Below are 18,350 nucleotides of genomic sequence, written 5' to 3' on the forward strand. Positions count from 1 at the left end.
CCATCCTGTCGCGATATCTCCGCTAGAGTGCTCGCTGAGACCGAAAAGTCAGAAGAAAGGAGGCGCTGAGATGTTCCGCATTTGCCCGGGCGCTCATCGCGCCCGCTTCTACTTCTCGGAGAAAACATGCGTTTCCGCCTTGCCGTCGAGGACGATCTAGACCGCCTGCTCGGCTGCGTCGTCGACGAGTCCGTCAGCTGGTCCCATCCCGAACGGCTGCTCTCGTACCTGGAGAGCGGCAACTACCGCTTCGACCGTATCTGGCTCGCCGAGGATGAGCAGAGCGGCGAACTGCTGGCCCGCGCCGTGTGGTGGAGCTTCCCCGACGGCGCCACGCCGCTCGCGCTCGACTGCCTGTACGTTCATCCCTCCGTTCCCGACCGTGTCGGCCTGGCCGCCGAACTGCTGCGCAGGGCGCACCTCGGGTACGGTCAGGCGCCCGCGTACCACGTCTTCGTCTCCAACGGCTGGCGCGAGGATCGCAAGGCGAGCGCGGCCGTGGCCTGGCGCTGGGAGGCCGCGGGGCGCGCCGGGCTGACCGAGGAGCTGGAACGGCTGCGCTACGAGTGGACGGACGCGCCCGTACCCGAGGCCTCCGAACGGCTGGTCTTCAGGGGGGAGGCCGACGACGAGGCGTTCGTGGCGGCGTTCATGCGGGTGGCGGCCGGGACGCTCGACTTCCACACCCGGCAGGCGCTGGCCACCATGGACCCGGAGGAGCAGGCTCGTGAGGACGTGCGCGACAACGCGTCGATGCGGGGCGAGCGGGCGTGGTGGCGGCTGGCCTACGACAAGGGCGGGGACCTCGTCGGGGTCGCCCTGCCCTCCGCCAACGACGGCGGGCCCGTGGTGGGCTATCTCGGGGTGGTGCCGGAGTGGCGCGGCCACAGGTACGTCGACGACCTGCTCGCCGAGATCACCCGCTTCCACGCGCTGCGCGGGGTACGGCGGATCGTGGCGGACACGGACTCGGGCAACGTGCCGATGGCCAGGGCGTTCGAGCGGGCCGGGTACCGAAATTTCGCCATAAGGCTGGTCTTGTCGGAGAAGCCGGAGAATCACGTGAACGCGTGATGTGGGGCGGGGTACGCACGCGCCATCGTTGAACCCATGACGTGGGACATCGAGAAGCTCGACCTCAACGCCTATCTGGCGCGAATCGCATATGACGGGCCGCGTACCCCGACCGCGGAGACACTGCGCGCCGTCCACCTCGCGCACGTGCGCTTCATCCCCTTCGAGAACCTGGACGCGCTCCTCGGGCGGGAGATCCTCCTCGACCTGGGGAGCATCCAGGACAAACTGGTGTCGGGCGAACGCGGCGGGGCCGCGCTGGAGCCGGGGGTGTGGTTCTGCCCGCCCGCCAGGAGTCAGGCGGACAGGTTCTCCTTCCGCACCCCGATCAGGAACTCCTCCACCCGCTCCCGATCCGGCCGCTCCGGCAGCACGCTCCCAGCACCGGCCGGTTCCCCGGCCAGCTCCGCCGACAGTTCCGCCGACAGTTCCGCCGACAGGGCGGCCCGCCAGGCGTCCACCTCGGCCCACGGCACCTCCCCGCGCCGGATCGCCAGCAGCCGCTCCCGGTAGGCCCCCACTTCCACCAGCGGCTCCCCATGACGCGCCAGATGCAGTCCGCTGAGCTGGAGCCGGATCATGTGCATGGCCTGCTTCCACCGTGGCCGGTCCGGATCGAGGCGGCGGAACTGGGCCTCGGCGTACCCGGTGAACGACTGGTGCGCCCGCTGCGACAGGAACGCCTCCCGCAGGTCCCGCAGCCGCCGCCCCGCGGGCGTGATCACCTCCACGATGGGCGACCACAGGCACTCCAGGACGGTGGGGTTGGCGTCCAGGGCCAGGGCGCAGAAGCGCTCCACCTCCCACGAGAACTGCTCGGGCAGCGGCCCGTCCCGGTGCGTGGGCGGTTTGTCCAGCCGCCAGAACGCCGCGGTCGGCGCCACGAACACGCCGCGCCGGTCGGTGTCGGAGGAGGAGGTCTCCAGCCCGTAAGCCCGGGAGCCCACCACCACGGAAAGGATCAGATCATCGCTCACCCGCCATATCTTGCGCCATGGGGCCACCGGCTGTTCTGATCGACAAGTGAGCGCTTATGACGAGGCATACCGGCGGAGCGTCGAGCGGCCCGAGGAGTTCTGGGGTGAGGCGGCGCTCGGGATCCAGTGGGACGTGGCGCCCGCCACCGTGTACGACGGGGGCCGGTGGTATCCCGACGGGCGGCTCAACACCTGCCACAACGCCGTGGACCGGCACGTCGCGGCCGGCCGTGGCGAGCAGGCGGCGCTGATCTACGACAGCCCGGTCACCGGCACCACCCGCACCTACACCTACGCCGCGCTGCTGGATGAGGTGGCCAGGACGGCGGGCATGTTGCGCGGGCTCGGCGTGACGGCGGGGGACACCGTGGTGATCTACATGCCCATGGTGCCCGAGGCCGTCGTCGCGATGCTGGCGTGCGCGCGGCTCGGGGCGGTGCACTCGGTGGTGTTCGGCGGGTTCGCGGCCAGGGAGCTGGCGCTGCGGATCGACCATGCCAGGCCCAAGGTGCTGCTGTCGGCGTCCTGCGGGATCGAGCCGAGCCGGGTGGTGGCGTACAAGCCGCTGCTGGACGCCGCGCTGGAGCAGGCCGGGCACCGCCCCGACCGGTGCGTGATCCTGCAGCGGCCCGAGTCCGTGGCGGAGCTGACGGACGGGCGGGACCTGGACTGGGCGGCGGCGGTGAGGGACGCGGAGCCGGCCGCGTGCGTGAGCGTGGCCGCGACCGACCCGCTCTACATCCTCTACACCTCCGGCACCACCGGCTCGCCCAAGGGCGTGGTGCGTGACAACGGCGGGCACGCGGTCGCGCTGAACTGGAGCATGTCCAACGTGTACGGCGCCGCCCCCGGCGAGGTCTACTGGGCCGCCTCCGACGTGGGCTGGGTGGTCGGCCACTCCTACATCGTCTACGCGCCGCTGCTGGCGGGCTGCACGACCATCCTGTACGAGGGCAAGCCCGTCGGCACCCCCGACCCCGGCGCGTTCTGGCGGGTGGTGGCCACGCACGGAGTGCGCACGCTGTTCACCGCCCCGACCGCGATCCGCGCCATCAAAAAAGAGGATCCTTCCGGAAATTTCGCGAAAAAGTGGGACCTGTCTGGGTTGCGGTACCTGTTCCTGGCCGGTGAGCGGCTCGACCCCGACACCTACCACTGGGCCTCCGACCTGCTCGGCATCCCCGTCATCGACCACTGGTGGCAGACCGAGACCGGCTGGCCCATCGCCGCCAACTGCGTCGGCATCGACCCCCTGCCCCTCAAGCCCGGCTCCCCGACCAAGGCCGTCCCCGGCTGGGACGTGCACATCCTCGACACCGACGGCAAGGACTGCCCGCCGGGCACGGAGGGCGCGGTCACCGTCAAGCTCCCGCTCCCGCCCGGCGCCCTGCCCACCCTCTACCGGGACGAGGCCCGCTTCACCCGCTCCTACTTCGAGCGCTACCCCGGCCACTACCTGACGGGCGACGGCGGCCACCTGGACGACGACGGCTACCTCTACGTCATGGGCCGCATCGACGACGTGATCAACGTGGCCGGCCACCGGCTCTCGACCGGCTCGATGGAGGAGGTCATCGCCGCGCACCCCGACGTCGCCGAATGCGCCGTGATCGGCGTGGCCGACGAGCTGAAGGGCCAGCTCCCGATGGGATTCGTGGTCCTGAAGGCGTGCGCGGAACGCGACCCGGAGGAGATGGAGCGGGAGCTGACCGCCCTCGTACGCGAGCGCATCGGCCCCGTCGCCGCCTTCCGCCGCGCCGTCGTGGTGACCCGGCTGCCGAAGACCCGCTCGGGCAAGATCCTGCGCGCCACGATGCGGGACATCGCCGACGGCAACCCGTACACGACACCGTCCACCATCGAGGACCCGGCGGCACTGCCGGAGATCGCGCAGGCCATGAGCACGGGTCATGAGCACAGGCCATGAAGGGAACATGACGGGCGGGTAACGTTGACGAAGGAGCCTGCGGCGATCGGGGCGTACAGCGCATGATGGGACATCCCAGTCCTCGGGAGAAGGCCATGATCGATACCCCGAGCTACGCCGACGCCCTGAGGATTCTCGGGTGCAAGGACGGCAGGCTCGTCAAGGTGATCGGGCTGGCCTCGGCCGCCGAACGCACCGGCTGGGCGCTGGCCGGCGGCACCCGGCTCACGACGAACCTGCGCGACATGCGCGACGGCATCGTCGCCTACGGCGAGGACGTCGTACGCCGGGTGCCGGAGCTGAAGAGCGGCGTGGACCGGATCACCCGCACGCAGCGGCTGGCGGCGGCGCACGCCGCGGTGGTCGTGGCCGCCTACTTCGAGGCGCTCGGCGAGGCGAAGCTGCCGTTCACGCTGGACCAGCTCGACCACGGCGACACGATCTCGCACGGCGTGCCGACGCAGGAGCGCTTCGCCCGGCTGATCGCGAGCCTGCTGCTGGAGCGGCTGCCCACGCCGGAGCCGCACGTGCCCCACTCCGAGACCCGCGCCGCCGTGGAACGTGCCTACGTGCGCATGTCCGAGGCCATGGCCGCCTACGTGGGCGGCCTGGCCGTCTGGGACGGGCTGCCGGTCGACGACCAGCTCCTGTTACCCCGCGTGCTGGCCGAGGGGCCGCCCGCGCACGCGCTGCGCATCTACGACGAGGACTACCGGTCGCTGGCCCTGGACAGCCACGAGTTCGGCGTGCGCAGCCTGGTCACCGAGCGGCCGCAGCCGGCCACGGCGCTGTCGCGGGTGGCGTGGCTGCTGGCCGAGCTGGCCCCGCCCCGGGTCGGCGACCGCCCCATGATCCACCAGGTCAGGATGGCCGCCAACGCGCTCGACCGGCCGCTGCTGCTGGCCGGCAAGCTGCCGGAGGACGTCTCGCTGCCGCTGCTCGGCGAGGGCTACCTCAGCCCGCGCTGCCGGGTGGCCGAGCTGAGCCTCGAGTCCTCGCCCTCGCTGCGTGACTGGTGGGAGCGGCAGCGGTTGCTGCCCGACGCCGAGGCGTTCCTCGCCGGGCACCTCACCTCGCTGCGCGCCACGCGGGCGCCGCTGCTCGTGCTCGGCGAGCCTGGCTCGGGCAAGACCAAGCTGACCGAGGTGCTGGGCGCGCGGCTGGCCAGGTCGGAGTTCCTGCCGATCAGGGTGGAGCTGCGCGGCGTGCGGGCGCGGGCGGATGTCACCGAGCAGATCGAGCAGGCGGTGGCCGAGGTGCTGGGTGAGGAGGTGGCCTACGCCGACCTGGTGGCGGCCGGGGACGGCGCGATGCCGGTGATCCTGCTGGACGGGTTCGACGAGCTGGTCCAGGGCGGGCTCGACCGCTACGACTACCTCGAACGCGTCCGCGAGTTCCAGGACCGGGAGGCCGGGCTCGGGCGGCCCGTAGCGGTGATCGTGACCAGCCGCACGGTCGTGGCCGACCGCGTGCGCTTCCCCGAGGGGCTGCTGGCGCTGCAGCTCCAGCCGTTCGACGACGACCAGGTACGCCAGTGGCTCGACATCTGGGACCAGGCCAACCGCGCCCTGCTGGCCAGGCGCGACCTGAAACCCCTGCCCGCCGACGCCGCGCTCGTCCACGGCGAGATGGCCAGGCACCCGCTGCTCCTGCTGCTGCTCGCCCTCTACGACGCCGGCGGCAACGCGCTGCAACGCGACCACGGCCCCCTCGGCCGGGCCCGCCTGTATGAGGTGCTGCTGCGCGACTACACCGAACGCGAGACCGGCGGCGCCCGCCGGGTGGCGATCGACCAGGAGCTGGTGCTGCTCGGCGCGGTGGCGCTGTCCATGCTGGCCCGGGGCAGCCAGGTCATCACCGACGAGGCGCTCAACCGGGACCTGCCCGCACTGTGCCACGGCGGCGAGGACGACCCCTCCGACGAGGAGGAGCGCGTCGACTGGGCGCGCAAGGCCACCGAGCGCTTCTTCTTCGTCCGCAGGAAGGGTCACGCGTTCCTGCACTCCACGTTCGGCGAGTTCCTGGTGGCCTGGCTGACCATGTACGCGCTGCGCGACCTCGACCGGCGCCGCCGCCTGGCCGGGGATGAGCCGCTGGCCGTGGTCCAGGCCGTGGACGACGACCTGCTGTACGCCGTCACCTCCCACTCCTGCCTGGCCGAGCGGGGCGCGACCGTCGGGTTCATCCTGGAGCTGCTGGAGGAGGTGCCCCCGGCGGTACGGGCCCGCTGCGTGGACCTGCTGGCCGGATTGCTGCGCCGCTCCCTCCACGAGCGGCCTCGCCGCCACTTCACCGGTTTCCGCCCGCTGCGGCACACCTTGACCCGCCGCCTGGCCGCGTACTCGGCGAACCTCACGCTCCTCATCGTCACCGCCTCCGAGGAGCCCGTCCGGGTCTCCCAGCTCCTGCCGGGGCCCGACCACCTGGAGCGCTGGTTCTCCCTCACCCACCTGTGGAAGGGCCAGCTCGGCCCTGAGGGCTGGACCGGGCTGGTCACCGCCTTGTCGGCGCATCGGGTGATGGAAGGAGGTGGGGAGGATGTCGTGCTCGGGGGCGGCACCGAGCCCACCGGCATGGGGGACGTCGTGGTCGCGGTCGCCACCGGGCACGCGCCCCGCCATCGCAGGCTGCTCGACCTGCTGCTGCGGGCGCTGGGTGAGGGGCGCGCGCTACCGTACCGGGATCGGGTGGCCATCCTGGAGGAGCTGCTGCGCACGGTGGCCGTGAGGTCGCCGGCCATGCATCGCGCGCTGGGGGCCATGTGGTGCGAGGAGGGCGCCGACCGGGCCGCGCTGCGGCCGCTCCTGCACGCCCTGCTCGCCGACCCGGCCGAGCGGGTGGTGACGTGGGAGCAGCTCGTCAAGGCGGGCATCCCCGAGTCGGCCCTGTGGGAGATCCACCAGAACGCCGTGATCCAGGGAATGGGCTGACCGCGCTCAGGTCCTGGTCCGGCGCTCCACCGGCCGCCTGTGGAGCCGGGGCCGATGGGGCCCGCGACCCCCGGGATGGGCGCCGCCGAGCGCGAAGCGGCGGCGCACCCGGGACACGCGGCCGCTCAGCTCCGCCCGCAGCCGCGCGGGCACCGCCTCCCCGCTGAGCTTCAGCTCCAGCGCCGGCGCGCGCCTGGCCCGCTGTCTCCACCACCGTTTCCAATCGGTCATCGAGGCGGCGATGGCGACCAGCGTGACCATCGCCACGACGGAGATGAGCAGCACCGCCGCGACGAGGAGCAGGAGGACGACCACCAGGGACCCGATCGTGCCGAGCACTGTCATCATTCGGCCAGCAATGCCCGTTCACCAGCACTTTATGCAAGAAAATGGGGATATAACGACCTTACTCTGACCCGCCGTTGAGCTGGTCGAGCCGCCCTGGCAGCAGGTCGAGCCGGCGCAGTATCACTCCCTCGCGCAACGCCCACGGGCACACTTCCAGCCGGTCCACCTCGAACAGGTCCATCGCCGCGTCCGCGACCACCGCCCCCGCCGCGAGCTGCGCCGCCCGCCCCTCGGACACGCCGGAGAGCTCGGCCCGCTCGGCCGATTCCATGGTGGTGAGCTTGACGGCCCAGTCGGCCATGTCCTGCCGGGACAACGAGCGCGAGACGTACGGGCCGTCGCTGGAGGGCGCCGCGCCGGCGATCCTGGCCAGCTGTTTGAAGGTCTTGGAGGTGGCGACCGCGCGGTTGGGCACGCCGTACCTGATGACGTCGCCGACCCTGCGGGCGATCTCGGCGCGTACGTGCTTGCGCAGCTTGCGTACCTCGTCCGGCGACGGCGGGTCGGCGGTGAACCAGTCGCGCGTCAGCCGCCCGGCGCCCAGCGGCAGCGACACGGCCGCGTCGGGCTCCTCGTCCACCCCGGCGGCGATCTCCAGCGAACCGCCCCCGATGTCGAAGGCCAGCAGCCGCCCGGACGACCAGCCGAACCACCGACGCACGGCCAGGAACGTCAGCCTGGCCTCGTCGCGCCCGGACAGGACCGCGATGTGCACGCCGCAGCGCTTGTCGATCTCGGCGAGCACCTGCTCGCCGTTGGCGGCCTCGCGCACGGCGGAGGTGGCGAAGGCCAGCAGGTCCTCCACCCCCTTGTCCTCGGCCAGGTGTACGGCCTCCTCGACGAAGTTGCCGAGCCGCTCGATGCCCTGTTTGCCCAGCTTGTTGTCCTTGTCGAGGTGCTCGGTGAGACGGAGATCGACCTTGTGGGAGTAGGCGGGCATGGGCCGCGCGCCGCGATGGGCGTCGACGACCAGTAAATGAACGGTGTTCGAGCCGATGTCCAGCACGCCGAGTCGCATGGGAAAACGCTACCGGTCTGCGGCTTTTACGGCGAAACGGAGTCTGAAGTGGTCAAGGGTTGCGGGCACCGGGTCCTCCAACGTGACAGACGGTGTGACTGAGCGCTCACGCAGGAAGGCGCCGAGCAGCGCGGCCGAGGTGGACAGCACCAGATCCTCCCCGGGGCAGCGGGCGAACCCGGCGCTGAAGGGCACCCCTGTCCACTCTTCGCTGCCGAGCCACAACCCCGGGCGGTAGGAGTCGCCGGGCTCGGCTCTGTTCACGTACGGGCTGTAGATCACCGTCATCGTGCCCGTCGGGACGTCCCATCGCGTCGGGCCGGTGACGTCGCGCAGGATGGCGAGCGTGGTCGGCCAGAGCCGTACGGACTCCAGCACGGCCGCGCGCAGACGATCGTGGCCGAGAGGGCCGGGATGGGCGGCCAGCAGGGCCAGGGCCCGGTAGGAGGCCATGGCGCCGGCGTCGAAGGCGAACAACCAGTGCGGGACCTGCCCTTCGGCGTGCACGTCGGCCGCCGCGTGCGCGCCGGCGAGCACGGCGGCCAGGCTGCCGGGCTCGGCCCGCGCCAGATGCCTGGCCAGACGGCGCCGGAAGGCGTTGCGCACGTCGGTGCGCCGCCCGCGCAGCCACGACCAGTTGGCGTCGCGGCGCAGCAGGTCGAGCTGCCTGGTGAGGATCACGTCGTCGCGGGCACCGTCGCCGAGCACGACGCGGCGGACGATCCGCCAGTGCGCATCGTGGAAGCGCGGCCAGGTCAGCACCCCGTCGCGGGGCAGCGTGGCCACCTCCTCCTCCACAACCCCGGCGAACCGGCCGGAGTCGGCGCTGGAGCACAGCACGTGCTCGTTCAGGGCGCGCCGCCGATCGCGCAGGTCGGATTCGGGGGTGATCAGCACGCCGTCGGGCTGGAAATGCGCCAGCGCGCCGCGCTTCTCCCTGCTCGCCGGGGTGAGCGCCCGATCCTCCAGCACCTCGCGCACGTCATGGGAGGCCAGCGGCACCATCGCCCAGCCCCGGCCGGGCACCCGGACCAGCAGCGGGCCGTCGCCGTGCTCGGCGCGCAACCGGCGCAGGAGCGCGATCGCACGGGCCTCGGCGCCGGCCAGCGCCGCCAGGCGCACCATGGCAGGCCGCCGCACCACGACGCCCTGCGCCAGAGCCGGCAGCGCCAGGACGGCGGCCACGGCCAGCGCCTGAGCGGGGGTGACCCGGGGCGGCCGTGTCATCGTGGGCATGCTTCAGGGACTACCCTTCCTTGGTGTCATGACACGTTTGGGGGATCTTTGAGCGCTTGTTGTGGCCCCGGCAGGGATGCTGCCGCGGGGCCGTACCAGGAAGCCGTGGAGATCGCAGCGCCGACCAGCGCGCGGGCGGTGCCGCGCGGGATGGTAAAAGTGCCGCGCGGGATGGTGAAGGTGCCGCGCGGGATGGTGAAGGTGCCGGGAGGGACGTTCACCATGGGCGGGGACGATCCGGACGGGCGGCCAGAGGACGGTGAGGGGCCGGTGCGGGAGGTGAGCGTCGAGCCGTTCATGATCGATCCGGCGTGCGTGACGAACGCGCAGTTCGCCACGTTCGTCAAGGACACCGGCTACGTCACCGAGGCCGAGCGGATCGGCTGGTCGTTCGTGTTCCACCGGTTCGCCACCGGCGGCGTGATGGAGGCCGGCGTGCCGGACGCGCCCTGGTGGGCCGGCGTCGAAGGCGCCGTCTGGCGCTCGCCCGAGGGGCCCGGCTCCTCGATCGGCGACCGGCAGAACCATCCCGTCGTGCACGTGTCCTGGAACGACGCCACCGCCTACGCCACCTGGGCGGGCAAGCGGCTGCCCACCGAGGCCGAGTGGGAGATGGCGGCCAGAGGCGGGCTGGAGCGCATGCGATACCCGTGGGGCGACGAGCTGGCGCCGAAGGGGCGGCAGCGGTGCAACATCTGGCAGGGCCGCTTCCCGACCGCGCCGAGCAAGGGGACGATGCCGGTCAAGTCGTTCCAGCCGAACGGCTACGGGCTCTACAACGTCTCCGGCAACGTGTGGGAGTGGACGGCCGACTGGTGGGGCACCGACTGGGAGCCGCACGCCGACAACCCCACGGGCCCCACGGAGGGCACGGCGAAGGTGATCAGGGGCGGCTCGTACATGTGCCACGACTCCTACTGCAACCGCTACCGGGTGGCCGCGCGCACCTCGAACACGCCCGACTCCTCAACCGGCCACACCGGCTTCCGCTGTGCGGCCATACTCTGATCGCATGTCACGAACCCTGCGACTGTTGATCACTGGCGGCGGCACCGGTGGTCACACCTATCCGGCCCTGACGACCCTGTCGGCCGTGCAGCGACGTCAGGTGCCGCACGACGTGCTCTGGGTGGGCACGGCCAACGGCCTTGAGGCGCGGATCACGGCCGAGCACGGCATCCCGTTCAAGGCGATCACGACGGGAAAGCTGCGCCGTCGCCCGAACCTCAAAGAGCTGGGCACCAACATCGCCGACGTGTTCCGCATCCCGATCGGCGTGTTCCAGGCGGTCGGGCACGCCGCCCGCTACCTGCCCGACGTGGTGCTCTCGACCGGGGGCTACGTGGCGGTGCCCATCGGGGTGGCGGCCAAGCTGATCCGCCGTCCGCTGGTGATGCACGAGCAGACGACCGTGGTCGGGCTGGCCAACCGCATCCTGGCCAGGCTGGCGACCAGGATCGCGCTGTCCCACGAGTCGTCGCTGGCGCACCTGCCCGCCTCCGCCAGGGCGAAGGCCGTGGTGACGGGCAACCCGATCAGGCCGGAGCTGCTACAGGGCAACAGGGCGGCGGCCTACGACCTGTTCGGGCTGACGTTCGAGGTGCCGCTGATCTACGTGACCGGCGGCGCGCAGGGCAGCAAGCAGATCAACACGCTGATCGCGGAGATCCTGCCGCGACTGCTGCCGCACGCGCAGATCGTGCACCAGTGCGGGCCCGCCTGGATCGACCAGATGCGCGCCGTGGCGCTGCCGCCGGGGCTGGACGACCGCTACCACCCGGTGCCCTACGTGGGCGCGGAGCTGGCCGACCTGTTCGCCGCGGCCGACGTGGTGATCTCACGCAGCGGGGCGGGGACGGTGTCGGAGCTGACGGCCATCGGCAAGCCCTCGGTGCTGATCCCGCTCATCCCGACCGGCGGTGACGAGCAGCGCAAGAACGCCGCCTACCTGGCCGACGCGGGCGCGGCGCGGGCTCTGCTGGAGCCGCGCCCGACAGGTGACATGTTGCTGGCCGAGCTGATGCCGCTGCTGGCCGATCCCGGGCTGCGGCACGCGATGGGGCAGGCGGCGGGCGGCCTGGGGCGCGTGGACGCGGCCGACGCCGTGTGCGACGTGCTGCTGGAGGTCGCGAATCACGGATCGAGGTAGCGGAAGGCCTCCTGGGCGGAGCTCACGCTCCGCCTGAGCGCCTGCTCCAGCAGGTCCGCGTCCTGGGCCAGGCGCTCCAGCTCCGGTACGGCGAACCCGTCCGCGCCCGTCTCGGCCACCAGCTCCTCATACTGGTGCACCCGCCCACGCAACTCCTCGATCTGGTGGTGGGCCACGTAGGCGCGCTCGGCGTCGATGACGTTGGCCGCGTACCGCTCCAGCGCCTCGACCCGGGCCAGCACCGCCTCCTCGCTGCTGTCGAGCGCCCGCGCCAGGGGCTCGGCCACGGCCGCCACCTCGGGCGTGAGCCCCTGCGAGACGGTCTCCCTGTGCTTGGTGCGCAGGGCCGACAGCTTGGCCAGCAGGCGGGCGATCTCCCACTCCTGCGCGGGCAGCATCACCGTGTTACGCACGTCGTCGAGCAGGCCCTCGGCGTTGACTCGGGAGCCGGTCACGGTGGCGATCGCGCGCTGGGCCCTGGCCAGGAGGCGGGCCGCGGACTCGTCGAGGTCCTCGGTGAGCACGTAGCGGCCCTCGTACCAGCACAGTTGCTCGTAGACCTCGCGCTCGTACCCGTCCTCTTCGTCCTCGGGCATGTCGTTGCGGACGAACAGCACGATCAGCAGGGGGATGCCGAGCACCACGAACAGGAGCAGGCCGAAGCCGAGGCCCAAGACGCCCGCGCCCAGCATGAGGCCGAAGAAGGCCGCGCTCCCGAACGCCGCGATCATGCGGTAGTGCGCGCTGGAGACGCTCCGCCGCGGCTCGGGGACCCAGCCCAGGCGCATCTTGATCAGTACGCGCCGGCTTTCCCTGAGTAACTGGGCGTCCTCCGGCGGCACCCCGGGGTCTACCACCACATCCGCCACGAATTCGGATCCTATGGGAAGTCAGCCACTTAGGTGGCGAAACGCCTCGTGTGCTGAGCTGACGCTGTCACGCAGCGCCTGCTCAAGGCGGTCGGCGTCATCGGACAATCGGCTCAGCTCCGGCACCGTGGACCCGTCCGCGCCGGACTCGGCGAGCAGTTCCTCGTAGCGGGGCAGCTTGGCGCTCAGGCGCTCGATCTGGTGCCTGGCGCGGTAGGCGCGCTCGGCGTCGGCCACGTGGCCGGCATAGCGTTCCAGCGCCTCGACGCGGGCCAGCACCGCTCGCTGGCTGCTGTCGAGGGCGTGGGCGAGAGGCTCGGCGACCGCGGCCACCTCGGGGGTGACGCCTTCGGAGACGACCTCCTGGTGCTCGGCGCGCAACTCCGACAGCTTGGCCAGCAGGCGGGCGATCTCCCATTCCTGCGCGGGCAGCATCACGCCGTTGCGTATGTCGTCGAGCAGTCCTTCGGCGTGCACGCTGGAGTCCATGACCTGGTCGATGGCGGACTGGGCGCGCGACATCAGGGTCCTGGCGGAGTCGTCGAGCCGTTCGCGTACGACGTAGTGGCCCTCGTGGCGGCGGGCGGCCTCGAACACCTCGCGCTCCAGGGCGTGCCGCTTGCCCACCTCGGCGTCGGGCCTGGGCCTGAGCAGGACGCTGACGATCAGCAGCGCCGCTCCTGTCATGATCACCACGAAGGGCGTGTAGCGTCCTGCGACGAAGAGCGCCAGTCCGTACACCGCCGCCGCCAGCGCCGTCATGGTGGCCGCCAGCCGGGCCACGACACCCGCCACGGGTAAGTGGCGTTTGTGCGCGGGCTCCCAGCCGGCCTGGATCCGCAGGAGGAGTTTGCGGTTGTCACGGAGTAAGGCCGCGACATCGTCGGGCACCGCCGGATCGACTATCACCTTCGCATGACGTCCGGGCACATTATTGATCCTATGTGCCCATCTGTCCGAGTGTCAGCTCTCCAGGTACCGGAACGCCTCGTGGGCCGACTCGACGCTGCGCCGCAAGGTGCGCTCCAGGACGTCGGCGTCCTCGGCCAGCCGCTCGATCTCCGGCACGGCGAAGGAGTCGGCGCCCGACTCGGCGAGCAGTTCCTCGTAGCGGGGCAGCCTGGCGCGCAGCTCCTCGATCTGGCCGCGGGCGTGGTAGGCGCGCTCGGCCTCGGCGACGTGCCCGGCGTACCGTTCCAGTGCCTCGACCCGGGCGACCACCGCGGCCTCGCTGTTGACCAGGGCCCGTTCGAGCGGCTCGATCACCGAGGCCACCTCGGGGGCGATGCCCCTGGCCAGCAGCTCCCGGTGCTCCTGGCGCAGCGCCGACAGCTTGGCCAGCAGGCGGGCGATCTCCCACTCCTGGGCGGGCAGCATGATCGCGTTGCGGGCGTCGTCGAGCAGGCCCTCGGCGTTGACATGGGAGCGCAGCACGGAACCGATCGCGCGCTGCGCCCTGGTCAGGACGATCCCGGCCTCGTGGTCGAAGTCCTCGGCCATCAGGTAGCGGCCGTCGTACCAGCGGGCCTGCTCGTACACGCCGCGCTCGTGCGGCCGGTCGTCCTCGGGCACCTCGCTCATCGAAGCGATCTTGACCAGGACGATGAACACGTACGTGCCCAGCAGCACGAACCCGGCCCACGCGACCTGCGAGGCCAGCAGGACGGCCATGAGCGCGATCACGACCGGGGTGGCGGCCAGCAGCAGCGCGCTGGAGGGGCTGTGGCGGCGCGCCGGGGGAGCGGGAGCCGCGGGGGGCACCCATCCGGCTCTGACCCTGGACAACAACGGGGCGTTGGCACGCAATAATCCGGCAACCTCCGGCGGCACCGCCGGATCGACGACCACACCCACGTTATGTCCTGGCACCCTGGCGCCCCCAACGCTCGTGATGTTCGGAATATTACGTAACATCCCGCCGTATTGGCAGCCTCCGAAAGGTCAGTGAGGGTATCCACCAGTTACGCTCACCGAGCACTTCCATGACGGCAGGCACCAGAACCAGCCGGACCACAGTGGCGTCTACCAGCACCGCGACGGCCAATCCCACCCCCATGATCCGCAACGCGCGGTCGTCGAAAGCGCCGAACGCGGCGAACACAAAGAACATGATCGTAGCCGCGGCGGTAATGACCCTGGCGGTCTTGGCGAGCCCATCGGCGACCGCGCGGCCGTTGTCGCGGTCCTTCATGTACTCCTCCCTGATGCGCGACAGCAGGAACACCTCGTAGTCCATGGACAGGCCGAACATGATCGTGAACAACATCATCGGCACCCACGCGTCGATCGGCCCGGCCGTGCCCAGGCCGAGCACGTCGAGCTGGAAGACGGCCACGATCACGCCGTAGGCGGCGCCGATGGACAGCAAGTTCACCGCGATCGCCTTCAACGGCAGGACCAGGCTCCTGAACACGGGTATCAGCAGCGCGAACGCCGCCAGCAGCACCGCGCCCACCACCCAGGGCAGGCGGCCGGCGGAGTGGCGGGCGTAGTCGAGTGCGGCGGCGGTCGAGCCGGTGACCAGCACCGGCTCGGGCAGGCCGGCGCGCAGCCGGTGGATGAGGTCCTCCGTGCGTTCGTCCTGGGGGCCGGTAGCGGGGATCACGATCGCCGAACGCTCCCCGGCGGGGAAGGCCCGCGCGACGCCCGGAGTCTCGGCGGCCTGCTGGACCGCCCGGGTGAGATCCCCGTCACGGGAGGCCAGGATCAGGGGCCCCGCCATGCCGGGGCCGAAGCCCTGGGCGAGCAGGTCGTGGGCGCGGCGGGTGGTGTCGGTGACCGGCCGGTCGCTCGCGTCGGACCAGCCGGCGCGCAACTGGGTGGCGGGCAGGGCCAGCGCGACGAGCGCCACCAGCGCCGCCACCCCCGCCGTCCATGGCCTGCGCTGGACGACCAGGCTCCACCGGTACGACAACGGGACGCCCTGCGTACGACGCGGCAGCGCGAACCTGTCGATCCTCGTGCCGATCATGCCCAGCAGGGCTGGCAGCAGGGTGAGGGCGGCGAGCATCACCATGAGCACCCCGCACCCGGCGGCCAGCGCCACGCCACCGCCCAGGGACGGGCCGAGGAAGAGCATGCCGGAGCCGGTGGCGATCACGATGAGCCCGGCGAACAGCACGGACCTGCCCGCGGTCCGCATGGCCTGCTCCACGGCCTGCCCCACAGCCTCCTCCACTGGCGTCGCGCCCTCCAGGGCGGTGCGGAAGCGGGTGACGATCAGCAGGGCGTAGTCGATGCCGACCCCGAGGCTGAGCATGATCGTGAGGTAGACGGCGAAACCGGGCGTGCTGACGACGTTGGACAACAGGGTGAGCAGCGCGACGCCACAGGCCATCCCGGTCACGCCGATGATCAACGGAACCGCGGCGGCGATCAGGGACCGGAAGGCGACCAGCAGCACCACGGCGGCGGCGAGCAGCCCGGCCGCCTCGGTGAGGCCTCCCGGGGTGAAGTCCGCGAAATCGTCCCCGGACAGCTCGACGCTCACCTGTCCGGGCGGCCGGAAGGCGTCGCGGAGTTCCCTGAGCTTCCGCGCGGCGGCCGGATCCGGGTAGTCGATCGGGATGGAGGCGATCGTGCCGTCCTGGGAGACGCGCTGGGCGGCGGTGGACACGTGGACGCCAGGGACGGCGTTCATGCGGGTGACGAGCACGGTGACGAGCGCCGTGATGGAGTCGCCCGCCCGGCCGGCTCCGGAGACGACCAGCGCGCCCGGCGCCTGCGCGTCGCTCTCGCCCAGGAGGCCGGCGGCCTGGGCGCTCTCGGAGTCCGGCAGCGAGAAGTCGTCGTCAGAGGGGCCCGGCCAGGTGGCGGCGGCCGCGATGAGCGCGGCCGCCAGCACCGGCCAGAGCACGGCGACGAGCCGTCTGTGACGGAAGCAGAAACGGATCATGCGGCGACGTTAGGAAGCGCGGCCGCTCCCGGTCGTCGTCCGTACGCGGGCGACCCGCTGCTCCGATCGCGGTACCCTCCCTCAGCCGCCGGCGCGGACCAGGCCGGATTCGTAGGCGATGACGACGAGCTGGGCCCTGTCGTGGACCGACAGCTTGGTCATCATGCGGTTGACGTGCGTCTTGACGGTGAGCGGGCTCATGAAGAGCTCCTCGGCGATCCGCGCGTTGGTCAGGCCACGGGCGACCCGGGCCAGGACCTCGCGCTCGCGCCCCGTCAGCGGGGCCAGCCGGCCGGCGTCAAGGCTGACGGGCCGGGCGGTGAACTCCTCGATGAGGCGTCTCGTGACGCCGGGTGACAGGAGCGCGTCACCCCGGGCGGCCACGCGGACGGCGTGGCGGATCTCAGCCGGTTCCGCGTCCTTGACGAGGAAGCCGCTGGCGCCGGAGCGGAGCGCCTCGTACACGTACTCGTCCAGGTCGAAGGTGGTGACCACGACGACGCGCACGCCGATGGCGGTCAGGGCGCGGGTGGCGGCCAAACCGTCGAGCTCCGGCATGCGGATGTCCATCAGCACGACGTCGGGCTGCAGCCGCCGTGTCAGGCGCACCGCCTCGGCCCCGTCGGCGGCCTCGCCGACCACGCTCAGGTCGTCCTCGGTGTCCAGCAGCGCCCTCAGCCCCGCCCTGACGAGGGGCTGGTCGTCGGCGAGCAGGATCGTGATCACGCCGGCAGCCGCGCCGTGACGCGGAAGCCGCCGCCGGGGACGTTCGCGGTGGTCAGCAGGCCGCCCACGGCGGCGACGCGCTCGGCCATGCCGGTCAGGCCGTGCCCGCGCGGCGCCCTGCTACCGTCGCCGTCGTCGTCCACCCGCACGGTCACCGCCCCCGTCTCGTACGTCAGCGTCACGGCCGCCGCGGTGGCGCCGGCGTGCCGCATGGTGTTGGTCAGCGCCTCCTGAACGACACGGTAGACGGTCAGCTCGGCGGCGGGCGCGAGCGGACGGCGCTCGCCCTCGACGTCGAGAGTCACCGGCAACCCCGCCGTCTCCAGCAAGAGGGGAAGCTGCGCCGACCCGGGCTGAGGCGCGGTCTCCCGGGCCTTCAGCAAGAGGGGAAGCTGCGCCGACCCGGGCTGAGGCGCGGTCTCCCGTCCGGCGGCCCCTGAGCGCAGGACGCCGAGCACGGCCTTCATCTCCGCGAGGGCCTGCCGGCTGGATCCGCGGATCACCTTCAGGGCGGCGGCGGCCTCGGGCGGTCCGCCGGCGCGTTCGACGGCCTCGGCGGCGACGGCGGCGTGCAGGGCGATCACCGACACCGTGTGCGAGGTGACGTCGTGCAGTTCCCTGGCCACCCGCAGCCGCTCCTCCTGGGCCCGCCGCAGCGCCTCCTCCTCCCGGGTACGCTCGGCGTCGGCGGCCCGCCGCTCCACCTCGGCCGTGTACGCGCGCCTGGCCCGTGACACCTCCGCCGGCTGCGCCACCGCCAGCACGACCAGGGCCCACACCAGCACGGCCACCCAGACGTCCGCCTCCGCGCGCACCACCCCCGCCACCCCTGCCACCCCCACCAGGAACGCCGCCCCCGCCCACCCGGCCCTCCTGCGCCCGGCGGCGATGGCGGCGAACAGGGCGACCAGGGCGGGCGCCGCCCACAAGGAGAGCGCGTAGCCAAGGGCGAAGACGACCGCCGCCGTCCCCGCGCAGACGGCCAGCGCCACCTCAGGCCGCCGCTGCCACCAGGCCAGCCCGAGCGACGTGGCCGCCAGCAACGCGTACCCGAGGAGGTCGAGGGGCCGGGCGCCGGGCTGGTTGCCGTACGCCATGACGGTGGAGGCGAAGACGGTCAACCCCATGCCGCACACCACGGCGATCGTCCGCATACCGGCACGGTAGTGCGCCGTCCGGGCCCCGCGCGATACCGCCGTCG

Annotated in this window: 15 protein-coding genes and 1 pseudogene; 6 read left to right on the forward strand and 10 right to left on the reverse strand. The window is 72.0% G+C overall.

The genetic code is table 11. The annotated features are described in order from the left end of the window. Positions 1–126: 126 nt before the first annotated feature. Both ACFPZ3_RS39175 and ACFPZ3_RS39180 read left to right on the forward strand, forming a co-directional pair. Complete coding sequence (locus ACFPZ3_RS39175; protein WP_379519414.1) at positions 127–1,074, forward strand: GNAT family N-acetyltransferase; 948 nt, start codon at positions 127–129, stop codon at positions 1,072–1,074. Between the two features lie 36 nt (positions 1,075–1,110). Beyond that, positions 1,111–1,326 (forward strand): annotated as a pseudogene (locus ACFPZ3_RS39180) (arylamine N-acetyltransferase); the annotation flags it as partial. A gap of 44 nt (positions 1,327–1,370) precedes the next feature. Here ACFPZ3_RS39180 and ACFPZ3_RS39185 read toward each other — a convergent pair. Continuing rightward, on the reverse strand, positions 1,371–2,051 hold the full coding sequence (locus tag ACFPZ3_RS39185) for a nucleotidyltransferase domain-containing protein (protein ID WP_379519415.1): 681 nt from the start codon (positions 2,049–2,051) through the stop codon (positions 1,371–1,373). A 46-nt stretch (positions 2,052–2,097) separates the two neighbouring features. On the opposite strand from ACFPZ3_RS39185, the gene ACFPZ3_RS39190 reads away from it, so the two are divergent. Both ACFPZ3_RS39190 and ACFPZ3_RS39195 read left to right on the forward strand, forming a co-directional pair. Further along, the gene (locus ACFPZ3_RS39190; protein ID WP_379519416.1) at positions 2,098–3,978 is read left to right on the forward strand and encodes a propionyl-CoA synthetase; all 1,881 of its coding nucleotides are present in this window, start codon (positions 2,098–2,100) and stop codon (positions 3,976–3,978) included. Between the two features lie 95 nt (positions 3,979–4,073). After that, positions 4,074–6,908, forward strand: coding sequence for an NACHT domain-containing protein (locus ACFPZ3_RS39195; RefSeq protein ID WP_379519417.1), 2,835 nt, complete (start codon positions 4,074–4,076; stop codon positions 6,906–6,908). Positions 6,909–6,914: 6 nt separating this feature from the next. Here the strand turns inward: ACFPZ3_RS39195 and ACFPZ3_RS39200 are convergent, their stop codons facing one another. From ACFPZ3_RS39200 to ACFPZ3_RS39210, 3 genes are read right to left on the reverse strand one after another with little or no spacing between them, the layout of a single operon-like run. Further along, entirely contained in the window at positions 6,915–7,256 is a 342-nt protein-coding gene (locus ACFPZ3_RS39200; protein ID WP_379519418.1) for a hypothetical protein, read from the reverse strand. 58 nt (positions 7,257–7,314) lie between these two features. Beyond that, positions 7,315–8,274, reverse strand: a complete 960-nt coding sequence (locus tag ACFPZ3_RS39205) for a Ppx/GppA family phosphatase (RefSeq protein ID WP_379519419.1) — start codon at positions 8,272–8,274, stop codon at positions 7,315–7,317. Positions 8,275–8,283: 9 nt separating this feature from the next. Beyond that, a complete protein-coding gene (locus tag ACFPZ3_RS39210; protein ID WP_379519420.1) occupies positions 8,284–9,501 on the reverse strand; it encodes a cytochrome P450 family protein in 1,218 nt (405 codons plus the stop codon). Between the two features lie 201 nt (positions 9,502–9,702). Between ACFPZ3_RS39210 and ACFPZ3_RS39215 the strand changes: the two genes are divergently transcribed. Both ACFPZ3_RS39215 and ACFPZ3_RS39220 read left to right on the forward strand, forming a co-directional pair. Then, positions 9,703–10,518 carry a formylglycine-generating enzyme family protein gene (locus tag ACFPZ3_RS39215; RefSeq protein ID WP_379519450.1) on the forward strand — a complete coding sequence of 272 codons (816 nt, stop codon included), beginning with the start codon at positions 9,703–9,705 and terminating at the stop codon, positions 10,516–10,518. A 4-nt stretch (positions 10,519–10,522) separates the two neighbouring features. Then, entirely contained in the window at positions 10,523–11,659 is a 1,137-nt protein-coding gene (locus tag ACFPZ3_RS39220; protein WP_379519421.1) for a UDP-N-acetylglucosamine--N-acetylmuramyl-(pentapeptide) pyrophosphoryl-undecaprenol N-acetylglucosamine transferase, read from the forward strand. Here ACFPZ3_RS39220 and ACFPZ3_RS39225 read toward each other — a convergent pair. From ACFPZ3_RS39225 to ACFPZ3_RS39250, 6 genes are all read right to left on the reverse strand, one after another. Then, positions 11,644–12,528 (reverse strand): GumC domain-containing protein, encoded by an 885-nt coding sequence (locus ACFPZ3_RS39225; protein ID WP_379519422.1) that lies wholly within the window; start codon positions 12,526–12,528, stop codon positions 11,644–11,646. The two genes, ACFPZ3_RS39220 and ACFPZ3_RS39225, sit on opposite strands and share 16 nt — an antisense overlap. Positions 12,529–12,549: 21 nt before the next feature. Further along, complete coding sequence (locus ACFPZ3_RS39230; RefSeq protein ID WP_379519423.1) at positions 12,550–13,458, reverse strand: hypothetical protein; 909 nt, start codon at positions 13,456–13,458, stop codon at positions 12,550–12,552. A gap of 33 nt (positions 13,459–13,491) precedes the next feature. Next, positions 13,492–14,382, reverse strand: a complete 891-nt coding sequence (locus ACFPZ3_RS39235; RefSeq protein ID WP_379519424.1) for a hypothetical protein — start codon at positions 14,380–14,382, stop codon at positions 13,492–13,494. Positions 14,383–14,431: 49 nt separating this feature from the next. Next, the gene (locus tag ACFPZ3_RS39240) at positions 14,432–16,423 is read right to left on the reverse strand and encodes an MMPL family transporter (RefSeq protein ID WP_379519425.1); all 1,992 of its coding nucleotides are present in this window, start codon (positions 16,421–16,423) and stop codon (positions 14,432–14,434) included. 81 nt (positions 16,424–16,504) lie between these two features. After that, a complete protein-coding gene (locus ACFPZ3_RS39245; RefSeq protein WP_379519426.1) occupies positions 16,505–17,149 on the reverse strand; it encodes a response regulator in 645 nt (214 codons plus the stop codon). Continuing rightward, positions 17,146–18,303 (reverse strand): sensor histidine kinase, encoded by a 1,158-nt coding sequence (locus ACFPZ3_RS39250; RefSeq protein WP_379519427.1) that lies wholly within the window; start codon positions 18,301–18,303, stop codon positions 17,146–17,148. Before ACFPZ3_RS39250 ends, ACFPZ3_RS39245 begins: the two co-directional genes overlap by 4 nt. Positions 18,304–18,350: the final 47 nt, after the last annotated feature.

This window comes from Nonomuraea insulae (assembly GCF_042656245.1).